The following is a 17,870-nucleotide window of genomic DNA, read 5'->3' as shown; positions in this document are numbered from 1 at the left end:
TCTTACATAATTAATATTATTAAAATTTATAATTAGGATTTGCTAACATGTATTCTCCTATCTTTAACAGGTCATCATCATCGATAGCATTATTTTCAACTATATCTGTATTGTACTGAGTAAGTGTTTTAGGATCTTTCCCTAAGTGCCTTGCATCTATAGCTAAGTCCAAAAGTGTAAATTCTCCACTGTTATTTACATCCTTTAAATCTTCTATAGTTATTGTAGCCTGTCCACACTCTGCGTCTGTTAAATCTTTCTCCATTGTAATACCATCTGAAACTCTACCTTTAATTACATCAACTAAAGCTTCACCTGCTGCTATTCCTTTAAAGTTTAGTTTTAATAATGCCTTTTTGGCATTAACTACGTTATCAGCTCCTTTGCTTGCAACTATAACTCTTAGTTCCCCAGGTTGAGTATCATTTTTTACTAATTTAATTCCATCAACTTCATCCATGCCTAAGAATTCTAATTTAGTATTATCGTATTTTATTCTTACATCTTCTGCTGCTATTTCTTTTATATTATCAATAACTAAGTTAGCAGATACGGTTTCAGTAGTCTTTATTTTAGTTTTTTCAGGTTCTATATTTAATACTATTCCACTACTAGTTGTGGTTGGAGCTGTTACATTTACTGTGCATGAAGCACTTAAATTACTTCCATCTGTAGTTGTAGCTGTTATTGTTGCTGTGCCAACTCCTACTGCTGTAACTTTTCCTGTAGCAACATCTACTTTTGCTATTGAATCGTTACTACTTTTCCAAGTTACAGTTTTATTTGTTGCATTATCTGGTGTTATTGTTGTTGTTAGAACATCTATTTGATCCACCTTCATATCTAATGCTGTTTTATTAATTGAAATATTGCTTGATTTAATCTCTACTCTCGACATCATTTCAAGCTCACCTATTTCTAAACAGTCCCCACCGTTTATATCTGTAATATTTATCCTGTAATATAAATATTCATTTTGATTATTAAATACAAATTCATTTTTAATGCCATTTTGCCAATTTGTTATATCAGTCCTTTTATCTAATGTATACCAGTACTTTCCATCATTTGAACCTTCAAAAGTCCAACTCTTACAACATCTAATGCTTCCATTTATACTATCTCCAACAACTGGTGTTATCACATATTTACATATTTTTTGAGGAGATACAAATTTGTAACCTATATACCCAGTTTTAGAAGTTGCAAACCATCTGTCTGTCCAATCATTGGTTGTTCCATTAAACGCTTTCCACGCTTCACCATAGGAACGATCGTTACTATAAATTACTTGTCCACTAGGATTAGTATAGTCTCTCATCACAGGAATTAAATTACTTGAGTATATATCATCTGCTTTTGCACTACTGCTTACACAAACTCCGAATATTAAAGTTATACAAAATACCAATATAATTTCATCTATAAAACTCTTAAATTTACTCATTCAATATTCCTCCATTTAGAATAATTTTTAACATTTTTTGAACATGTCCAATAATTATTTTAAATGCCCTTAGCTAAGCTTGCAACGAAAACCGTAATACAAATTATTATAAATGTCTACATATGTTGAAATTTGAGTAAAAATTTTATTTTAAAGTATAATTTGCCTAAAGTTAACATTTAACATTCCATATTTTGGTACTACTTTATTTGTTCTTAATATTAAATAAGCACCAGTTTTTACACCAGTGCTTGGTCAAATGTATTGTTTGATAAGATTGGGTAATCTATCTCCTAATCTTTTAATAACTCAGGACAATCATAATTATAGCTTCCAATTATTACAAAGTTATAGCTAAATTGTTACATTTTTGTATATTTAAAAAATAAGCATCAGTATTTCTACCAATGCTTAAAATATGAATAACGGACATTTATAAAAATTAACTTTTAAGGCACTTATTATTATATAGATTTATTGTTACGATTTTATTGCATATGTATTAAATTATTATGAAAATAAAATAAGCACTCAGATTTCTCCAAGTGCTTTACTGTTGCCACACAGTATGTAATCCCCACTACAACCATTAGGCAATTTTACTTATACTTATTATATAATATATATTTAATGTATTTATCTCAAGTTTGTCTCAAATTCGTCTCATATTTTACAAGAAATCTTTCAAAATCATTACCATATTTAGATTATATTAACATATCAGCGTGTTAATCCAATTTACAGTTAAATATGACTAAATTTGGAATTTTACATTATTACTTAATTATTGTAAAATTTTTGTTGTAGACGAATATTATGTAAAACTTATTACAAAAGGAGATTTATGTTATGAACAAAAAAATTAAACTTTTAACTTCTACTCTATGTGGCGTGTTATTAGCTTCTAGCTTAACTTTTGCTAATGTACAAGCAGCACCTGCAAAGAATATTGTGCAAACTAATATTTCTAATGTTTTGGCAGCTTCGTTTGTTTCATTATCACCAGCAGTTAGTACAGATGGAGTACTTTATTGGACCCCTCAAAAAAATGCTACGACTTATAAATTCAAAATATATAATAAAACAGCTCCATACACTAATCAACAAATAGGTGGCGCTGATAATGGCATATATACTTATTCAAATATTAGAAAAGATATTTTCGCAGATAATGCCATGGCTCACCCAAATTGCAATTATCAGGTTGAAATAAAAGCACTAGATAGTAGTGGAAATACAATTAACACTGCAACACTTGATTTCTACTATACTGGTACAACCTTTCTAACAAAATAAGGTATATTAAAAGAATAGTAAGTTCAATATTTTTTAAGAGGTAGGTTTGGACAATCCTACCTCTTTATAATATACTTTAATCTAAAATATTTATTTCAATACAAAGATTCTATTAAATCCTCAATTTATCTTCACTTTGCAAAATTACACCACTGTGCTATATCCTCTACAAGTTCCTCTCTCTTCCTATAAGCTGTTGCCCTAGCTCCTGCATACATTTTATTAGCTATCCACTCAACGCTCTTACACTCTCCATACTTCCACTCTATAAACCTTTTAGATTCTTCATTGAACATAGATAAATTGAATTGCATATCCTGGACCTGTTCTTCCATCTCTCTTATTCTAGTATGAATCTTTAATATCTTTTTCTTTTTATTCAGTAACTCTCTTTCAAGTTTTCCTATAGCCCTTATCATTTCCTGTTCTGCATAGCCTGTTGTACCCTCTCTCTACTGTAGTCTATTCCCATGTTTAGGCCTGTTTCGATAGTTACATTATTATTCTTAATATCCTTTTCTACCTGTTCTTTCTGCTTCCATAGTATTAATACTTTATGTTTTAATTTTTCAATTAGTTTTAACTGCTTAAAGTGCCTATATAACCTTGATTCTGTTTTTCTGAAAGTCTCTTTATCTATCATTGTTGTCCTCCTCTTTAAGTTCTTTTGCTGTCTTACATATGGCCATTGCTACAACTGGAGCTACTATTATTAAGGTTATAGTTGTAGTTAGAATTACTATTGCTAACATATGTTGCACCTCCTAACTACTTGTCCATTAACTTTTATTTTCCTAGTTTGAAAGCTTATCCTTGCCCTTCTCCAACGTCCATCTATTTTATATCTGCAATTATGATATACAGGTCTGTGTATACTCTCAAATCTTATTTCTGTCCCAGCTAAGAAGTCATGAATTAATATTTTCTTAAGCTGTTCCATGGTTCTATCCTCCTCAATGTTGGTTTTAAATTGAAACTAAAGTATTTTATATGTTTCCTATATATTTTAAAATTAATTTTCATTTAACCCATGTCATGTTATAATTTAACTAAAATACTCGGAGGTCTTAATTATGAATAAAAGAAAAAATATAAGCAATACTCCTTTGTACTTAAGCCTAGTTTTATTATTTTTTAATACTGTTATTATACCTAGTCTCAAAACCTTTTCTGTTGCTTGTGCATTATTTGATATTGCTTTATTAGCCATTATAATGTCACTCCTTTATACTCAAGTTAGAGGATCAAATAAAAGTTAGTTTGATTCTCTTAACTTTGTACACTTAAATCACCTCTGCATCTGCCTTAAGCACAGATACTAACACACTCTTTTGATTTACATAATATCTATTCTTATCTTCTCTTTTAACTTCAAAAGTCTTGCCTATACTGTTTTTATACCAGAAGTCTTTCTTAAAACAATTCATAATCATTATTTTCACCTATATATCCTCCTGTCGCTTATATAATGTTTGTAGTGCACTTATTTCGGCTGCAATGCTTGTGCCTTGTCTCTGCCTGCCTTATATTTATATTCGGCCATATCTCTATTGAATTTTAAGTCAGATATATTTGCCCTTGCTACATCTCCTATAAGAGTGACAGGAACTTTCTGCTCTCTTAGCTTAAGAAGTTCTATTCCTAAATCTTGTCTATACTTTTGTTCAGCTTCTGCATATCCCCTAGCTAATGTAAAAAGCTTATCTCCACTTTTTTGAAGCCTTTTAGCTGCAGTGTATATCTCTTTGGCTATGTCTACCATATCTAGTGCCATCTAATCACCTATATTTACCAGAATAATAATCTTAATTCTGCACATTCTATTTTTGTAAAAGTTATATCATTGGATTCGTGTCTCCTGATAATATTTGCTGTCAATAAACAGTTTTAAATGTTGTTATGATATTGATACAATTGATATAACCTTTATGCCAGGGCTTTTCATCCCTGGTTTTTTTATTTGCTAACCTATATCTTCAATACTCATTTGTTCATCCTTAATTTTTACTGGAGCTGCAACAAACTTACCATCCTCAAATTGAACTTCTCTTTCTTCAAAATATGTGCCTTCTTTATAAAGCTTAAGCTTTTTAACTATTTTTCTAACTTCGCTTGATGTGGTTTTTAGTAATTCCTTTATTTCTTTTTCTGTACAATATGGTTTATTGAACATTTCAAATAGCTTTGTCTGCAGCTCATATTTATATTTAAAATCAATATCTTTATTCATATGAGGACCATTGTTGCCTCTGTGATCCTCAGGGCATAAATACTTAAAATTTATTTTTATATTAGCCATATAAGGAGCCTGTGATCTAAATACGATATGATGTAACTCTGTTACGTTCTTATTACACTCCTCGCAGCATTTATGCTCTTTCAAATTAGTATCCTCCTTTGTATTATTGTTTTATTTCACTAATACATTTAAGTCGTAAATGTGCCTGAACTCATGTTTATATTTGCTAAATTATACTTAATTGTTCAAACCCTATAGGTTTATAATTCATTAAAATCAATTCGGTCCTGACTGGACGAGAATATTAACCTCATTTTATAGAAAAACCTTACTGCTCTTTCTAAGTTATCATCAGGTACCGGCTCCCACTTATATTTTTCATATAGACTTTCACTATAAGGAAGTGCATTACATGCTTTATATAATTCTTCCGGCCAGTCCCTAAGAACTAACATGTAATTAATAAGTTCATCATTCTTGTCATTTACAACTGTTATCTTGGCCGGATCCTTAATACTTTTATAAATGGTGATAATACAATCGCTATAGATAACAAAATAGATACATTAGCTGAGAAAAAATGTATACTGTCAGAAGATCTTGGACATCACCATACCACTTATGGAAATATATTAGATCAATCTGATATAAACAATATAAAGCAGGAAAAGCGTGCTAGAAACTGGGCCTATGAAAAGTTAGTGGGTATTATCTCTTTAGTAAATGCATTTGAAAGAGGTATTCGAAATAAATACGAATTAGCTGAATACTTAAATATCACTGAAGATTTTTTGAATAAAGCAATAAATCACTATAGAGAAAAGTATGGGATTTATTGCGAAATTGATAACTATTTAGTATATTTTAAACCTCATTTTGGGGTTTTAAAAATATTTTAATAATACGGTAGTGATTACTTTAGAATAACAGCTTCCATTGGCAGAGATTTAAATGGAAAGCTAATAAGAAAGGAGTTTTATGGTAAAACCAAGAAAGAAGCAGAAGCTAGAAGAGATGAATATTTATCAGGGGTAAAAAACGGTCTGAATGTAGATTTTAAAAATGCTACTTTAGGTGGATTAATGCACACTTGGCTCTTTGAAATTGTTAGGCTTAAAGTAAAACCGTCATCATTTCAAAAATATGAAGGCATTTACAGAAATTACATTAGTGAATGTGAACTATATGGTTTAAAGATATCAAATTTGAAGTATATCCAAATTCAAAGGTATTATAACAAATTATTTGATAATAGTATTAGTAGTAATGTAATTAAAAACTTAAATAAGTTATTAAAGCAATTTTTAAACTATGCTGTCGATGAAGGGTATCTTTTAAAAAATCCTATCAGTGGTAAAAAGATAGTCATTCCATCTGAAAAGGATGTAACAGATACAAAAGAAGTTGAAATCTTTACAAATGATGAAATAGATAGCTTAAAAAAAGTCTTAGAAGGTCATAGATTAAAAAGTTTAATATTAATTGCCTTAGGTACAGGTTTAAAGCAAGGTGAATTACTAGCTCTGAAATGGGAGGATATAGACATTAATAACAATATGAAATTAAAGTCCAGAAAATTAGAAAACGATGGATCTAGAAAAACTGAAGTTATACTGCAGCCTCCAAAATCTAAAAATAGCAATCGCACTGTTCCTATTCCATCAAGTTTAATTCCAATAATAAAGGAACATTAACTACTACAAAAGCATGAAAAATTAAAAGCAGGTCCTTTTTATACTGATGATAAATTTGTTTTTCCTACAGTTACCGGCAATCCTATCAATGCTAAAAACCTGTTCAAGAGCTATAAGGCTTTATTAGCGAAAGCCAAAATAAAACATAAAAAATTTCATGCTTTAAGACATACCTATGCAACTAAGTTATTCGAAGCTGGTGTTCCTTTAAAAGCAGTTCAAATACTACTTGGCCACTCCGATATGTCCATAACAGCTGATATTTATACTCATGTCATGCCTAAACAGAAAACTAACGCTGTGGAAAAATTAAATTCATTATTTGGCTAATCTTCTAGGCTCATCTAAAACTAATGTGGGAAAAGTGTGGGAAAACAAAAACATAAGAACTTCAAATCCTTGAAACTCTTATGTTTGCATACTTGGTGACTCCTAGGGGACTCGAACCCCTGATTCCTTTTAAAATGCTTTATAAATAATTGCGATAGTCTATAAATGCTTATGTATCAACATTTATAGGCTATATGCATTTATAAATATTTATATCTAAAAATGACTTTGGTGTAAAAATGGTGTAAAAAATATTACCTTATTAATATCACCTAAATCTTTATGTCCAGACTTATAATGATGTGATACTTTGAAAAGTAAAAGTTATATAAGAATAGATGTACTTATAACTATAGCTTGTATTTTTATTGTGGGGCTAATTTGTGGAATAATATTTTAAATGAAAATAGAACAATCTGCATCTTAAATAGATACAGGCTGAAACTATATAGCAATTAAGGTGGTCATTTAGGAGTTTATGTTATGCAATCTTATATTAAATCTATAATTATATTATATTCGGTCATAGATTATTTGTTACAATAATCATTATGAAATCAAATAAAAAAGAGGTACCGCCGAAAGATACCTCTATATATAATCTTTTATAAACTTTATATTAAATAGAGAAATGCTACGATCAAGGCCCACATAAACGTATCTGTTAATTTAGGTTAGGGATAGGGGGCTCCCATTAATATAAATATTCAATTCCCTCTAAATATGTCACTAAAAATTCTATTATTTTAGACAAAATAATAGAACCTGCATCTACTTCTAGATACAGGCTTTATATAGATAATTTAGGAGGCTAATCGTAAAGATTTTCATCTATAGTTTATACAGTTACAAAATAACTATTACAGGATTTATTTGGTCTTTTAACTACGTGGGCTTTATATCCCCTGTAATAGATTGTATAATTGTTATAATAAAAGCTTAGTGAAGGGAGTTTCAAACATTGAACTGTAAGAATTGTGAATTTAAAAAATGCCTTATGCGCACAGATAAGGAATTCGGTACCTGTCCGGTTGAGGTTGCAAAACAAAAATATACAAATGAGAAAGAAAAGCAACAACAAAAATAAATCTAAGGGAAATGCTATTAGGCAGTATTTCCCTTTATTTGTATTGGTAAAAATTATATTAATACATAAAATCATATCCATAAATTAATATGAAGTAAAACGGAGGTTAAATTTAGTTATGAGCGATTTTGAAAGTATACTTAACTATTATAAGGATGAATTGAAATGGAACCCACCTTTTGCTGAAGTACTCTCTAAATATTCTCCAGATGGATTAAAAGGATATTTAGTAATGCGTGAATCTATTCAAAATGGACATTTGCCTAAAAAGACAAGAGAATTAATTTTCACGATATTAGATAGTTTAGATGATGAAGTAAGTGGTGCTAAGGCACATGCTGTTGCTGCTATAGAATCAGGCTTAACCATGGAAGAATTAGTAGAAGCATTTGTAATTGTAACAATTGTGAAAGGTATCAATGTATTGACTAAAACAGGTGCTGAAGCAATTAAAGCAGCAGAGAAAAGATTACAAGAAATGAATTTAACTAACGAAAATCAACGAAAGTAAATCACAATATTCTCATGAAGTGATTGAACAGTAAGTTATTATGAAAGTTATTTATATATAGGAGGTAGTAACAATGAAGGACTTTCCAGAGTTTATGAAAAATGAGAAGAATCATATTAGTAGTAATCAACAAAATACAAAGGATATTAACGGTTATTTTTTTGAAGGTGCAGATGGTAGTCAGATGGCTTTCTGGACATGCTATTCTGATAGAGTCTCTAAAGAACATAAACATGAATTTGATGAATATATGGTTTGTGTTTGTGGACAATATACTGTCACTATGAATGGACAAGAATTTATCCTAAATGCAGGTGACGAACTCTTTATTCCGAAAGGAACAATACAAGGAGGAAAGTGTATTGCAGGAACAAGAACAATTCATGCTTTTGGAGGGAATCGAATCCATAAAGAAAGAGAATAGAAATGATTTAACCCTTAATTAATATTTACCTAACTTTAATTCACATTTTTCTTATTTTACGAGCTTAAAATTATAAACAAATTTATCAACAGATTATCCATAAATAATATAATAAAGGGATATATTAACTCCATGTTCTCATTCTCCTTATAGATCTCAATGTCTATCTTACTAGCTTTTAGGTTATGACACTAAAACTTATGAAGTTAAGACGTAGGAAATACCTTAAACTTTTTTTAATTAATGTAATAAATTATTTAATGCAATAGTAAAAAAATGATGTCAAAAAGCATATATATAAATTAGTACTGTAAAACCAATAAAATGAAGGAGGATTTGCATTGTATATCAAAAATTATTTATCCAAAAATTTAATAAGAAAAATAGTATCCTTAGCATTATCATTAGGATTAATTTCTTATGGATTATTAGGGATTAATACAAAGGTACAGGCTTATAACGTTACAGAAGATACTACAACTTCAAATTCAAGAAGTCCTAATACTGGAATCCTTTTAAGCAAACTATCAGATAAATTAATAGTTGGAGAAACAGATACTTTAACAGCAACTGTAATTCCAAGTGACGCTATATATAAGGACATAACATGGGCATCTTCACATCCTGATGTAGTAACGGTATCCTCTGGAAACTTAAAAGCAGTAAGTCCAGGAATATCATTAATTACTGCAACTGCTGGAGATAAGACTGCTTTTTGTACTGTTGTAGTTGATTCTCTAAATTCAGTAGAATCACTATCTTTAGATAAAACTTCTGATATATTACCAGTAGGAGGAGTAGATATACTAATAGCAACAATAACCCCAATTAATGCTCTAAATAAAGAAGTAATATTGACATCTTCAAATCCTCTTGTGGTATCGGTGCATAAAAATAGATTATTAATTGCAATGAATCCTGGTACTGCTACTATTACAGCAACTACAGTTGATGGAGGTAAGACCGCTACTTGTGTTGTTACAGTTCGTAATCCAGAGTCTAAATAATTTACAATGACTTTGTTTAAAAGTATTGAATGCATAACTTTTGATAGAATAATATAAAATATTTATTAAAAGGGCTTATAGACATTTTAACTATAAGCCTTTTTATTATTTAAGTTTGATGTTTATAAGCAACGCTTTAATAATTATAGACAGTATAACTGTTTATAGTATTATCAATATGTTCATTTTCAAATATTTCTTCTTTTAAGTTATAGATATGATAAGTATTATAATCCATATTTGCGCCTCATATAATTTATATAGCTCTGTCACCCAATAATTTTGCAAATTCCCCTTGTTCCATTATGAATTCCTTCATTCTAATCTCTTTAAGCTTATTTTTCATCCCATACAATCACCTCATATCATTAGTTTATGTATATATTCTGCAAAGTGTTTACAATTCTCTTTTCTTGCTAAGAATATAGGTAATAGTTTTCTTCTTGGAGGTAAAATCATGGAACTAGAATTAATAAAACTAGTATATTACGGTTTTGGAAGTGCAATTATATTATTTTATATATATATATAACAGTATTAGCAGCATTTTTTATTAGACATATAAGAAGTGTACAAGAAAAGGATTTTTAACAAAGAGCCTGCGTCTTAAGTAGATACAGGCTCTTTTACTTTAATAAAATTCCTTTATTTGTATTGGCAAAAACTATATAATTATATTAATACATAAGTCATATTCGCAAATAAGTGTGCATAAAGAATATTTATTAATTATTTGGAGGAAATAAAAATGGTGGAAGTTTTTGCAAAACCAGCAGTAGGTGCAATAATTGAAAAAATAGGCAATAATAAAAGGTATATTTTAATTCAAGATAGGAACAAGGATAATGCTGCTATAGAAACGGGAATGATTGAGATTCCAGCAGGAAAAATAAGAGAATACGAAAATATTTTTGATGCTTTGAGACGTGAAGTTTGGGAAGAAACTGGATTAAATATAACAGAAATAGTAGGAGAAAAAGACAAAATAGTTTCAGTTGATGATGGTTATGAAACCATTAGTTACATACCATTTTGTTGCACTCAAAATTTATCAGGTGGATATTCTATAATACTCCAAACATTTATTTGTCGTGCAGAAGGTGAAGTTTTAAAACAAACAAATGAGACAATCAATATTCGTTGGGAGCTATTATCAAATATAGAAAGTTTGCTCGAAAGAAATCCTGAAAAATTTTATCCTATGCACATAAATGCTCTTCATAAATATATAAATAAAAATCATACAAAATAAACACACTATTTTTTCAGTTAATTCGCAGTTGTAAATTATTGTAAACTTAAGATTAAAACTATGAAGTTAGAAAATTTATATAATGGGCGGAGGAAGCCATGGAAAACCATATTGAAAAAATTCAAAAGTATTTACATAATGGACGTGCTGAAGATATGGAAAATCGCATTGAAAGACTTCGAAAGTATATTGATGATATTCTATTAAATATGAAAGACACTCAAGAAAGAAGGTGTGGGTATCTCCATCTTTATGGAGTTTCGCAAGCATGTGCTATGATTGCTCTAAAAAGAAATCAAGATGTTGAATTGGCGACCATGGCTGGTATGTTACATGATTTACATTCTTACAAAGCCATGAATACTGAAAATCATGCTGAGCACGGTGCAGTTTTAGCACGTCAAATTCTTGAGGAGTTGTCATTGACAACTGATAATGAAACAGATTTATTATGTTCAGCTATTCGCAACCACAGTTCAAAGGCGACTACTCATTCTGCATTTGATGAAGTATTAAAAGATGCAGATGTTTTGCAACATTATTTATATAATCCGCTTTTTCCTGTGATGGAACATGAAAAATGTAGGTTTCAGAATTTATTAACTGAATTTGGTACTTTGCGAACAGTATAAGCATTTTCGGTACCAAAACTAATACGCAATCTTTATATATCGTAAAACTAACAAGTCCTACACTCTTGATTAAAAGAATGCAGGACTACTTATTAATTCCTTTATTTGTATTGGTAAAAATTGTATAATTGCATTAATACGTAAAGTTATATTCGTATTTTATAGCGAATTAACCAAAAGAAGATTTTTAAAATGATAAGGAGAATTATAATGATTAGAGAAATGAGAAGAAAAGATAGAAAACTGAAAAATGATGAAGCTATCGAAATTTTAAATAGCAATACTTATGGTGTTCTGTCAACTGTAGGTGAAAGTGGGTATCCTTATGGCGTACCAATAAGTTATATTTACATCAATGGTTCAATATATTTTCATTGTGCTGTAGAAGGACATAAATTAGATAATATAAAAAATAATGATAAAGTATCTTTTTGCATAGTTGGTCAAACTCAAATTCTACCTGATAAATTTAGTACAAAATATGAGAGTGCAATTGTATTTGGAAGGGCAGCTGAAGTTTCTGATGATGAAAAAAATATAGCTTTTTTAGAAATATTAAATAAGTATTCACCAGATTATATTGAACAAGGAAAAGAATACATTCAAAAGGCAAGTAAAGCTACTAAAGTAATCAAAATTAGTTTTCATATTTGAAAGTCTTATTACTTGGATCTGTTTCATCTATCCAATAATGCAGCCATTCCACGCCACAGTTTGATGCTTCTATAGCTAAGTTTTTTATTTTTCTCCCAAACTCATCTCCTAGCATTGTATTGACCTTATCGTTTATCTCTTTGCTATTGTCTACATCAAATAACACTGGATAAGTAAACATATAAGCTACCTTTTCATCAACTAATATTTGGTGAAAATTATGGCTTATTCTATTATCTGCATTTCTTAAAGGATCTTTGTTTTCTGAATTCTTGGGTATAACACCACATTGCTCTATATCAGTTTTATTTTCATAGTAACTTTTCGCTTTTAACATTTCAGTTTTTGTATTTTGATGATTAATTAATTTTCTCTTTATTTTTTCTAAGTTTAGATTTTCTATAGCCAAAATATCACCTCCTACTTTTATTTTAATACTGATACTCCTTTGCCTTTTAACATATTATCTATTGAGTACCTTAACGCTGCCATAGCATAATCCATAAACTCTACTGGTTCATCAAGATATAATCCCGTTTTTTCATCCTTTTTCCACTTCCATTGTTGAATCTCTCTTATTGTATTTACACATGAATGGTGTATGTGTATTTTTAACTGCTTTAAGTGATCTATTTGAGCTTAACACTACCTGGACCTTTCTTTACACCTTTAGCCTTATATCCTGCTTTCTTCCACATTTTTATTCTATCTGGTTCAGCACTATCACAATACATAAATAAACTTTTTTCAAATCTTTTTTCATTAGCTATAGGAATTATTTCTGAAGTGTCCTTTTCTAATACATATATTTCATCACAAATATAAAGTTCTCCATCTTTAAATCCTATTCTTAAAATACAATCGGCATGGTTGAATCCAAAGTCTTGAGATAGTCTCATATTATCAAAACATTCAAAGTCTGTTGAAAACTCATATATTAAGTAATTATGAAGAATTACGCCTCCAGTTTCTCCCCAATCACCAAGCCCATAAACTTTATAACCTTCTGGATCTTGTTCCTTTCTCATAAGCATACGTCTGTGATAAGCTGCATCAATAAATCTATTGTTTAAATAAGTACTATGATGTGAGAATATATCTTCACTTTTAAAATCAAAGTACTTTCTCTTAATCCAATGTGTAGCTGATACTGGATTAAATGTAAATGTCATTTGATAGTATAGTTCATTGTTATTTAAAATACCTCTAAGTCTATCATCTAATATGTCCACATCATTTTCCATAAGTTCAGTAGCTTCTTCACACCATATCCATGTAAGTTTACCCTTTGAAAAGTTTATAGATTTCAACTTTTCTCTTTGTCTTGCATCGTTTACTCCTCTGAAAATGACTGAATTTCCTGTAACTCTACTTATTATTTCTAAAGGGTTGAGTCTGATAATCCAGTATTTATCTGCATACGGCCCATATATTCTATTTATTGTACCTGTAAGTTCTGCATAGGTTGAATACTTATGTGTAGATTCTGATTTTCTTGCAACTAATAGGTTGGCCCCTTGATATTTATTATCTCCAAGCTTAAGTATATAGTCTTGAGCTACATTAACTGATTTACCACTACCAGCTGAACCTTTCATAGCTCTGTATCTTTTCTTTGTGTTATTGGCTTCTTTGAAAATTGGATTAAATTCAGCTTTAACTATTGCCATTTTCATCACCATAATCTACAACTATTTTTAATTCATTATCTAGAGTTTCTTTATTCGAGGCTGCTATATCAACCTTAAGCTTTTCTATTCTAAGTTTCTGCTCCTCTGTAGCTAATTCTCTGTTAGCATTTAATAGCTCATCATACTGCCTAATCAAGCCGCGAAGTTCTGCCATTGCCCTAGACTGAGCATGTAAAAAAGTGGCCTGTCTATCCCATGCAAACTGAAACTCATATTCATATTCTTCTTCTGAAGAGTTGCTTGAAGTTTTTTCAGTTCTTTTACTATTAGTTTTAACCTTAGACCTCTTAAGCTCTTTAATTATTTCTTCCTTTTCAGTAACATGCATAATCCTCTGTGCTCTTATAATAGCAGCATACTGAATTATGATATTTTCCCATAGTATATCCAACGGATTCTTTTGTTCAATCTCTTGCATTATTTCTAATGTTTCCTCTGGAAGATACTTAGAAAAAAAGCCATGAGTTTCAGCATTCTTATTTCCTTTAGGCACACTGGATGCATGGCCTACAGAGTTTTTATTACCTTTTGGAGCTCCCTTTTTACGTTTGGAACGTTCCGTATTCTTTTGGAACGTTACGTTTAATTTATCATTCCACTTATCTTTATTCTTCCATCCTCTTATGGTCCCAGGTGAAAGATTTAAAATATCTGCTATCTTAACTAAATCAATACCTCCAGCATGTTCTTTATATATTTCATAAGCTTTATCTCTATCTGGACTTCTTACTCTAGCCATGCTTACATTGTCACCACCTCGTTTGTTTTTATTTATACATTATTTTCTTACAACTTCGAATAAACTATATTTAGCGAAGTTGATGATTACCTGATAAGTAGCTTGGTTGAGCCATTTTCTTATTTTAACATTGTTGTATTTTATTAATTATTCATTTATGCATTCTAAAATTCTAATATTTATGCATATTCCAGTGATTTATACGTTAATTATGCACAAATGTTAAAATTCATCTGTTTTGTTTTGTACATGAAAAAAGAGCCCTTTATGAGCTCTCTGAATTTCTTTTATCCTAAAGAATTTTTTATTAAAACCTATTATTCTATATTTCCAATTCTCCATTCTAAATTAGATATGTCACTTTCTAAACTAGATATATTACTTTCCATACTACTTATATCTCCTTTTAAGCCTCTAAGCTCATAGTCATAAGTATCTATCGAGTTATCTATTATGTTTACTCTTCCTTCTAAACTATTTATATCACTTTCTAAAGAGTCTACTTTTTCTTTTAGTTCAGATATTGAATCCTGTATTAATAGTAATTCTCTTGTGTTTCTATCTATTCCCCTTCCATTTTCATCACAATACTCAAACTCTGGAATAGTTCCGCATTCAGAGCACCTTAAGCTCCAATATTCTGTTCTTCCTTCTTTTAAAGACCTTATTTTAAAAGTTCTACTATCACAGTTTTGACAAGTAGTGGTTACTCTTTCATACCTTTCTATATTTACTTCTGCTTCAACATTACCACAGTTAACACATATAGCCTTGTACTTGCCTGATTGAGATTTTATTCTAAACTTCACCTCATGACATTCGCTGCAAGCTTTAGTTATTTCCATAATTAAATCCCTCCAAATCGATTACTAGTAAAAATTATTACGAGGGATTTGTAAATATTACTATAACCTTGATTTAATAGAATAAAGGCGCCTAAGTCCTAAGACCTAAACGCCTTTATATATGTTTGTATTTAACACGCTTTTATTATATCATTTTTTTTAGAATAAAAAAAGAAGGTTGTTAATCCTCTTTCTCTTTTGATTCTTCTATTTCACTAGTGTTTTTCTCCTCAACCTTAATTAAGTGACTAAAATCAGTTAACTCTTTTCCTTTACCTCTACCATTTTTACGTCCCATATCATCACCTCTTTGTTATAGTATACCACTACTTAATATTAAGTACACTTTTATTATTAATCTATCGCACTCTCTTTATAGCTCCACCTCTACCTCGCCTATAACTATCATGTCTCATCATATTTTCCAAATCAGAAAAGGAGAGGCTTTCTTTACCTCTCCTGCGTTTCTTTCTTGGTTTATTATTTAGTTTTTTATGTATATCTGGTTGCTGTTCTTTTATTACTTGCTCTATTTTTATTGCCTCTCACTTCCTTTATATCTATAATTACTTCTTTATTTGCCACATTGATCTATGCAGCTTTTTATTTCATATTTACAGCCAATATAATACTTACAAAAACCATTTTTACCTTTTTGAAAGTCTTTGCAGTATTGCTTCCCCTTTATCTTTATTGGCTTCTTTAGCTCTATTTTATCTTTTATAGTGAATATATGCTTTTCTAAAAGCTCTCTTAGTTGCATAACTCTCACCTGCCTCTCTAAAAAAAGAAGCACCAGTATTTCTACCAGTGCTTCAGCAAATATGATTGTAAAAGGGATATGTATTATTATAAGTACTAATTGTTACACCAATATGTAATTACTATTAAATAACCATGCATTTTTTTAACATATTGTAAAATAATCATATCATTTTTTAACAATTTATAAAAATAAGCACCAGCTTTTACACCAGTGCTTGGTCAAATGTATTGTATCATAGGAATCGGGAATTTATCCTACATACTTACAACGGTTTATGACAATAATTATTATATCGTCCAATTATTACATAACTATAAACAAATTATTACATTTTTGGTGTATTTTAAAAAACAAGCACTTAGATTTCTCCAAATGCTTAAAATATGAATAACTGACATTTATAAAAATTAACTTTTAAGGCACTTATTATTATATAGGTTTATTGTTACGATTTTATTGCATATGTATTAAATTATTATGAAAATAAAATAAGCACTCAGATTTCTCCAAGTGCTTTACTGTTGCCATATAAATTTATAATACATATATCCATTGAAGTTTTTTGCCATTTAAACTTCCAGCTGAGTTTCTTTTTCCTTTACAGCACTGTATTATGCTTGAACGATCTATCTTATATTTTTTAGCAGCTTCACTTATTGAATTAAATGTTTCATTTATTGTTAAACACATAATTTCTCTCTTCATTCTATTATTATGCAAACCAACTCTTATATTTCTTGTGCCATAATTAACATTATATTTTCTAGTGCGCCATTCAATATTTTGAACTTTATCATTTGTTTTAACCTCATCTTTATGGTTTATTTCGGGTGAATTATTAGGATTAGCTATAAAGGCTTGACCTACTAATCTGTGTATATAATAATTTTTTTCTATGTTGTTCACTTTAAACTTTACCTAAGTTGCTAACTTGATATAAACCTTCATATCCTTCAATATCTCTAAAGACTTCTTTTCCAAAGCTCTCTACCATATTAAATCCTCACCCTTAATTAATTTTTTGCATTAAAAAAGAGCAAGGTGGCAGTTGTTCACTGCAAATCCTTACTCTGACTGTTGCCACACAGTTTTCCCTGCTGTATGTGACCACATCCAATTTTCCTTATACTTATTATATAATATTTTTAGTGTAATATCGTTCGGACTTCGTTCGGCATTTTATACTTGTATGACGAAGTAAAAGTTATTAACAAGTTATCCATAAAACATATAAACAAGGGATATATTATACATAT

25 protein-coding genes and 1 pseudogene are annotated in these 17,870 nt (G+C 29.6%); 10 read left to right on the top strand and 16 right to left on the bottom strand.

Features of this window, described 5'->3' with window-relative positions; all coding sequences use genetic code 11:
* Window positions 1-19 precede the first annotated feature (19 nt).
* Window positions 20-1,447, bottom strand: a complete 1,428-nt coding sequence (locus RCG18_RS17910; RefSeq protein WP_308037388.1) for an Ig-like domain-containing protein — start codon at window positions 1,445-1,447, stop codon at window positions 20-22.
* A gap of 849 nt (window positions 1,448-2,296) precedes the next feature.
* On the opposite strand from RCG18_RS17910, the gene RCG18_RS17905 reads away from it, so the two are divergent.
* Complete coding sequence (locus RCG18_RS17905) at window positions 2,297-2,743, top strand: hypothetical protein (protein ID WP_308037387.1); 447 nt, start codon at window positions 2,297-2,299, stop codon at window positions 2,741-2,743.
* A gap of 131 nt (window positions 2,744-2,874) precedes the next feature.
* Here RCG18_RS17905 and RCG18_RS17900 read toward each other — a convergent pair whose 3' ends face one another.
* The 8 genes from RCG18_RS17900 to RCG18_RS17865 all read right to left on the bottom strand — a co-directional run bounded on the left by RCG18_RS17900 (window position 2,875) and on the right by RCG18_RS17865 (window position 5,437).
* Window positions 2,875-3,162, bottom strand: a complete 288-nt coding sequence (locus RCG18_RS17900) for a hypothetical protein (RefSeq protein ID WP_308037386.1) — start codon at window positions 3,160-3,162, stop codon at window positions 2,875-2,877.
* Window positions 3,159-3,386, bottom strand: a complete 228-nt coding sequence (locus RCG18_RS17895) for a hypothetical protein (RefSeq protein WP_308037385.1) — start codon at window positions 3,384-3,386, stop codon at window positions 3,159-3,161. The genes RCG18_RS17900 and RCG18_RS17895 overlap by 4 nt, the downstream gene beginning before the upstream one ends.
* A 102-nt stretch (window positions 3,387-3,488) precedes the next feature.
* Window positions 3,489-3,683: a hypothetical protein gene (locus RCG18_RS17890; protein WP_308037384.1), complete on the bottom strand. Its 195-nt coding sequence runs from the start codon at window positions 3,681-3,683 to the stop codon at window positions 3,489-3,491.
* Between the two features lie 105 nt (window positions 3,684-3,788).
* Window positions 3,789-3,953 carry a hypothetical protein gene (locus RCG18_RS17885; protein ID WP_308037383.1) on the bottom strand — a complete coding sequence of 55 codons (165 nt, stop codon included), beginning with the start codon at window positions 3,951-3,953 and terminating at the stop codon, window positions 3,789-3,791.
* Between the two features lie 73 nt (window positions 3,954-4,026).
* Window positions 4,027-4,185, bottom strand: coding sequence for a hypothetical protein (locus RCG18_RS17880; protein WP_308042133.1), 159 nt, complete (start codon window positions 4,183-4,185; stop codon window positions 4,027-4,029).
* A 41-nt stretch (window positions 4,186-4,226) separates the two neighbouring features.
* Complete coding sequence (locus RCG18_RS17875; protein ID WP_308037382.1) at window positions 4,227-4,517, bottom strand: hypothetical protein; 291 nt, start codon at window positions 4,515-4,517, stop codon at window positions 4,227-4,229.
* Window positions 4,518-4,706: 189 nt separating this feature from the next.
* A complete protein-coding gene (locus RCG18_RS17870) occupies window positions 4,707-5,126 on the bottom strand; it encodes a hypothetical protein (protein ID WP_308037381.1) in 420 nt (139 codons plus the stop codon).
* A 116-nt stretch (window positions 5,127-5,242) separates the two neighbouring features.
* Complete coding sequence (locus RCG18_RS17865; protein WP_308037380.1) at window positions 5,243-5,437, bottom strand: hypothetical protein; 195 nt, start codon at window positions 5,435-5,437, stop codon at window positions 5,243-5,245.
* Between the two features lie 627 nt (window positions 5,438-6,064).
* On the opposite strand from RCG18_RS17865, the gene RCG18_RS29130 reads away from it, so the two are divergent.
* From RCG18_RS29130 to RCG18_RS17825, 9 genes and pseudogenes are all read left to right on the top strand, one after another.
* Window positions 6,065-6,676, top strand: coding sequence for a tyrosine-type recombinase/integrase (locus tag RCG18_RS29130; protein WP_374118926.1), 612 nt, complete (start codon window positions 6,065-6,067; stop codon window positions 6,674-6,676).
* Between the two features lie 57 nt (window positions 6,677-6,733).
* A pseudogene (locus RCG18_RS29125) lies at window positions 6,734-7,006 on the top strand (tyrosine-type recombinase/integrase); the annotation flags it as partial.
* Window positions 7,007-7,967: 961 nt separating this feature from the next.
* Window positions 7,968-8,093, top strand: a complete 126-nt coding sequence (locus RCG18_RS17855) for a hypothetical protein (protein WP_308037379.1) — start codon at window positions 7,968-7,970, stop codon at window positions 8,091-8,093.
* A gap of 118 nt (window positions 8,094-8,211) precedes the next feature.
* Window positions 8,212-8,604, top strand: coding sequence for a carboxymuconolactone decarboxylase family protein (locus tag RCG18_RS17850; RefSeq protein WP_308037378.1), 393 nt, complete (start codon window positions 8,212-8,214; stop codon window positions 8,602-8,604).
* Window positions 8,605-8,677: 73 nt separating this feature from the next.
* Window positions 8,678-9,028: a cupin domain-containing protein gene (locus tag RCG18_RS17845; RefSeq protein WP_308037377.1), complete on the top strand. Its 351-nt coding sequence runs from the start codon at window positions 8,678-8,680 to the stop codon at window positions 9,026-9,028.
* A gap of 341 nt (window positions 9,029-9,369) precedes the next feature.
* A complete protein-coding gene (locus RCG18_RS17840) occupies window positions 9,370-10,035 on the top strand; it encodes an Ig-like domain-containing protein (RefSeq protein WP_308037376.1) in 666 nt (221 codons plus the stop codon).
* 748 nt (window positions 10,036-10,783) lie between these two features.
* A complete protein-coding gene (locus tag RCG18_RS17835; RefSeq protein WP_308037375.1) occupies window positions 10,784-11,287 on the top strand; it encodes an NUDIX domain-containing protein in 504 nt (167 codons plus the stop codon).
* A 98-nt stretch (window positions 11,288-11,385) separates the two neighbouring features.
* Window positions 11,386-11,919: an HD domain-containing protein gene (locus RCG18_RS17830; RefSeq protein ID WP_308037374.1), complete on the top strand. Its 534-nt coding sequence runs from the start codon at window positions 11,386-11,388 to the stop codon at window positions 11,917-11,919.
* Window positions 11,920-12,129: 210 nt separating this feature from the next.
* Window positions 12,130-12,573: a pyridoxamine 5'-phosphate oxidase family protein gene (locus RCG18_RS17825; RefSeq protein ID WP_308037373.1), complete on the top strand. Its 444-nt coding sequence runs from the start codon at window positions 12,130-12,132 to the stop codon at window positions 12,571-12,573.
* On the opposite strand, the gene RCG18_RS17820 is transcribed toward RCG18_RS17825, so the two are convergent.
* The 7 genes from RCG18_RS17820 to RCG18_RS29120 form a co-directional block, all read right to left on the bottom strand.
* Window positions 12,557-12,982 (bottom strand): phage portal protein, encoded by a 426-nt coding sequence (locus RCG18_RS17820; RefSeq protein ID WP_308037372.1) that lies wholly within the window; start codon window positions 12,980-12,982, stop codon window positions 12,557-12,559. The genes RCG18_RS17825 and RCG18_RS17820 overlap by 17 nt on opposite strands.
* A gap of 220 nt (window positions 12,983-13,202) precedes the next feature.
* Entirely contained in the window at window positions 13,203-14,243 is a 1,041-nt protein-coding gene (locus RCG18_RS17815; protein ID WP_308037371.1) for a PBSX family phage terminase large subunit, read from the bottom strand.
* Window positions 14,230-15,003 carry a phage terminase small subunit gene (gene terS / locus RCG18_RS17810; RefSeq protein ID WP_308037370.1) on the bottom strand — a complete coding sequence of 258 codons (774 nt, stop codon included), beginning with the start codon at window positions 15,001-15,003 and terminating at the stop codon, window positions 14,230-14,232. Before terS ends, RCG18_RS17815 begins: the two co-directional genes overlap by 14 nt.
* 317 nt (window positions 15,004-15,320) lie before the next feature.
* Entirely contained in the window at window positions 15,321-15,848 is a 528-nt protein-coding gene (locus tag RCG18_RS17805; protein WP_308037369.1) for a hypothetical protein, read from the bottom strand.
* A gap of 574 nt (window positions 15,849-16,422) precedes the next feature.
* Window positions 16,423-16,611, bottom strand: coding sequence for a hypothetical protein (locus RCG18_RS17800; RefSeq protein ID WP_308037368.1), 189 nt, complete (start codon window positions 16,609-16,611; stop codon window positions 16,423-16,425).
* A gap of 537 nt (window positions 16,612-17,148) precedes the next feature.
* Entirely contained in the window at window positions 17,149-17,520 is a 372-nt protein-coding gene (locus tag RCG18_RS17795; RefSeq protein ID WP_308037367.1) for a hypothetical protein, read from the bottom strand.
* Between the two features lies 1 nt (window position 17,521).
* Entirely contained in the window at window positions 17,522-17,608 is an 87-nt protein-coding gene (locus tag RCG18_RS29120; RefSeq protein ID WP_374119149.1) for an NUMOD4 domain-containing protein, read from the bottom strand.
* Window positions 17,609-17,870: the final 262 nt, after the last annotated feature.

The sequence above is a fragment of the Clostridium sp. OS1-26 genome (assembly GCF_030915445.1).
In the GTDB taxonomy this organism is placed as follows: Bacteria; Bacillota; Clostridia; order Clostridiales; family Clostridiaceae; genus Clostridium_AM.
Note: the sequence above shows the minus strand (reverse complement) of the source record. Positions and strands in the feature narration are given on the sequence as shown.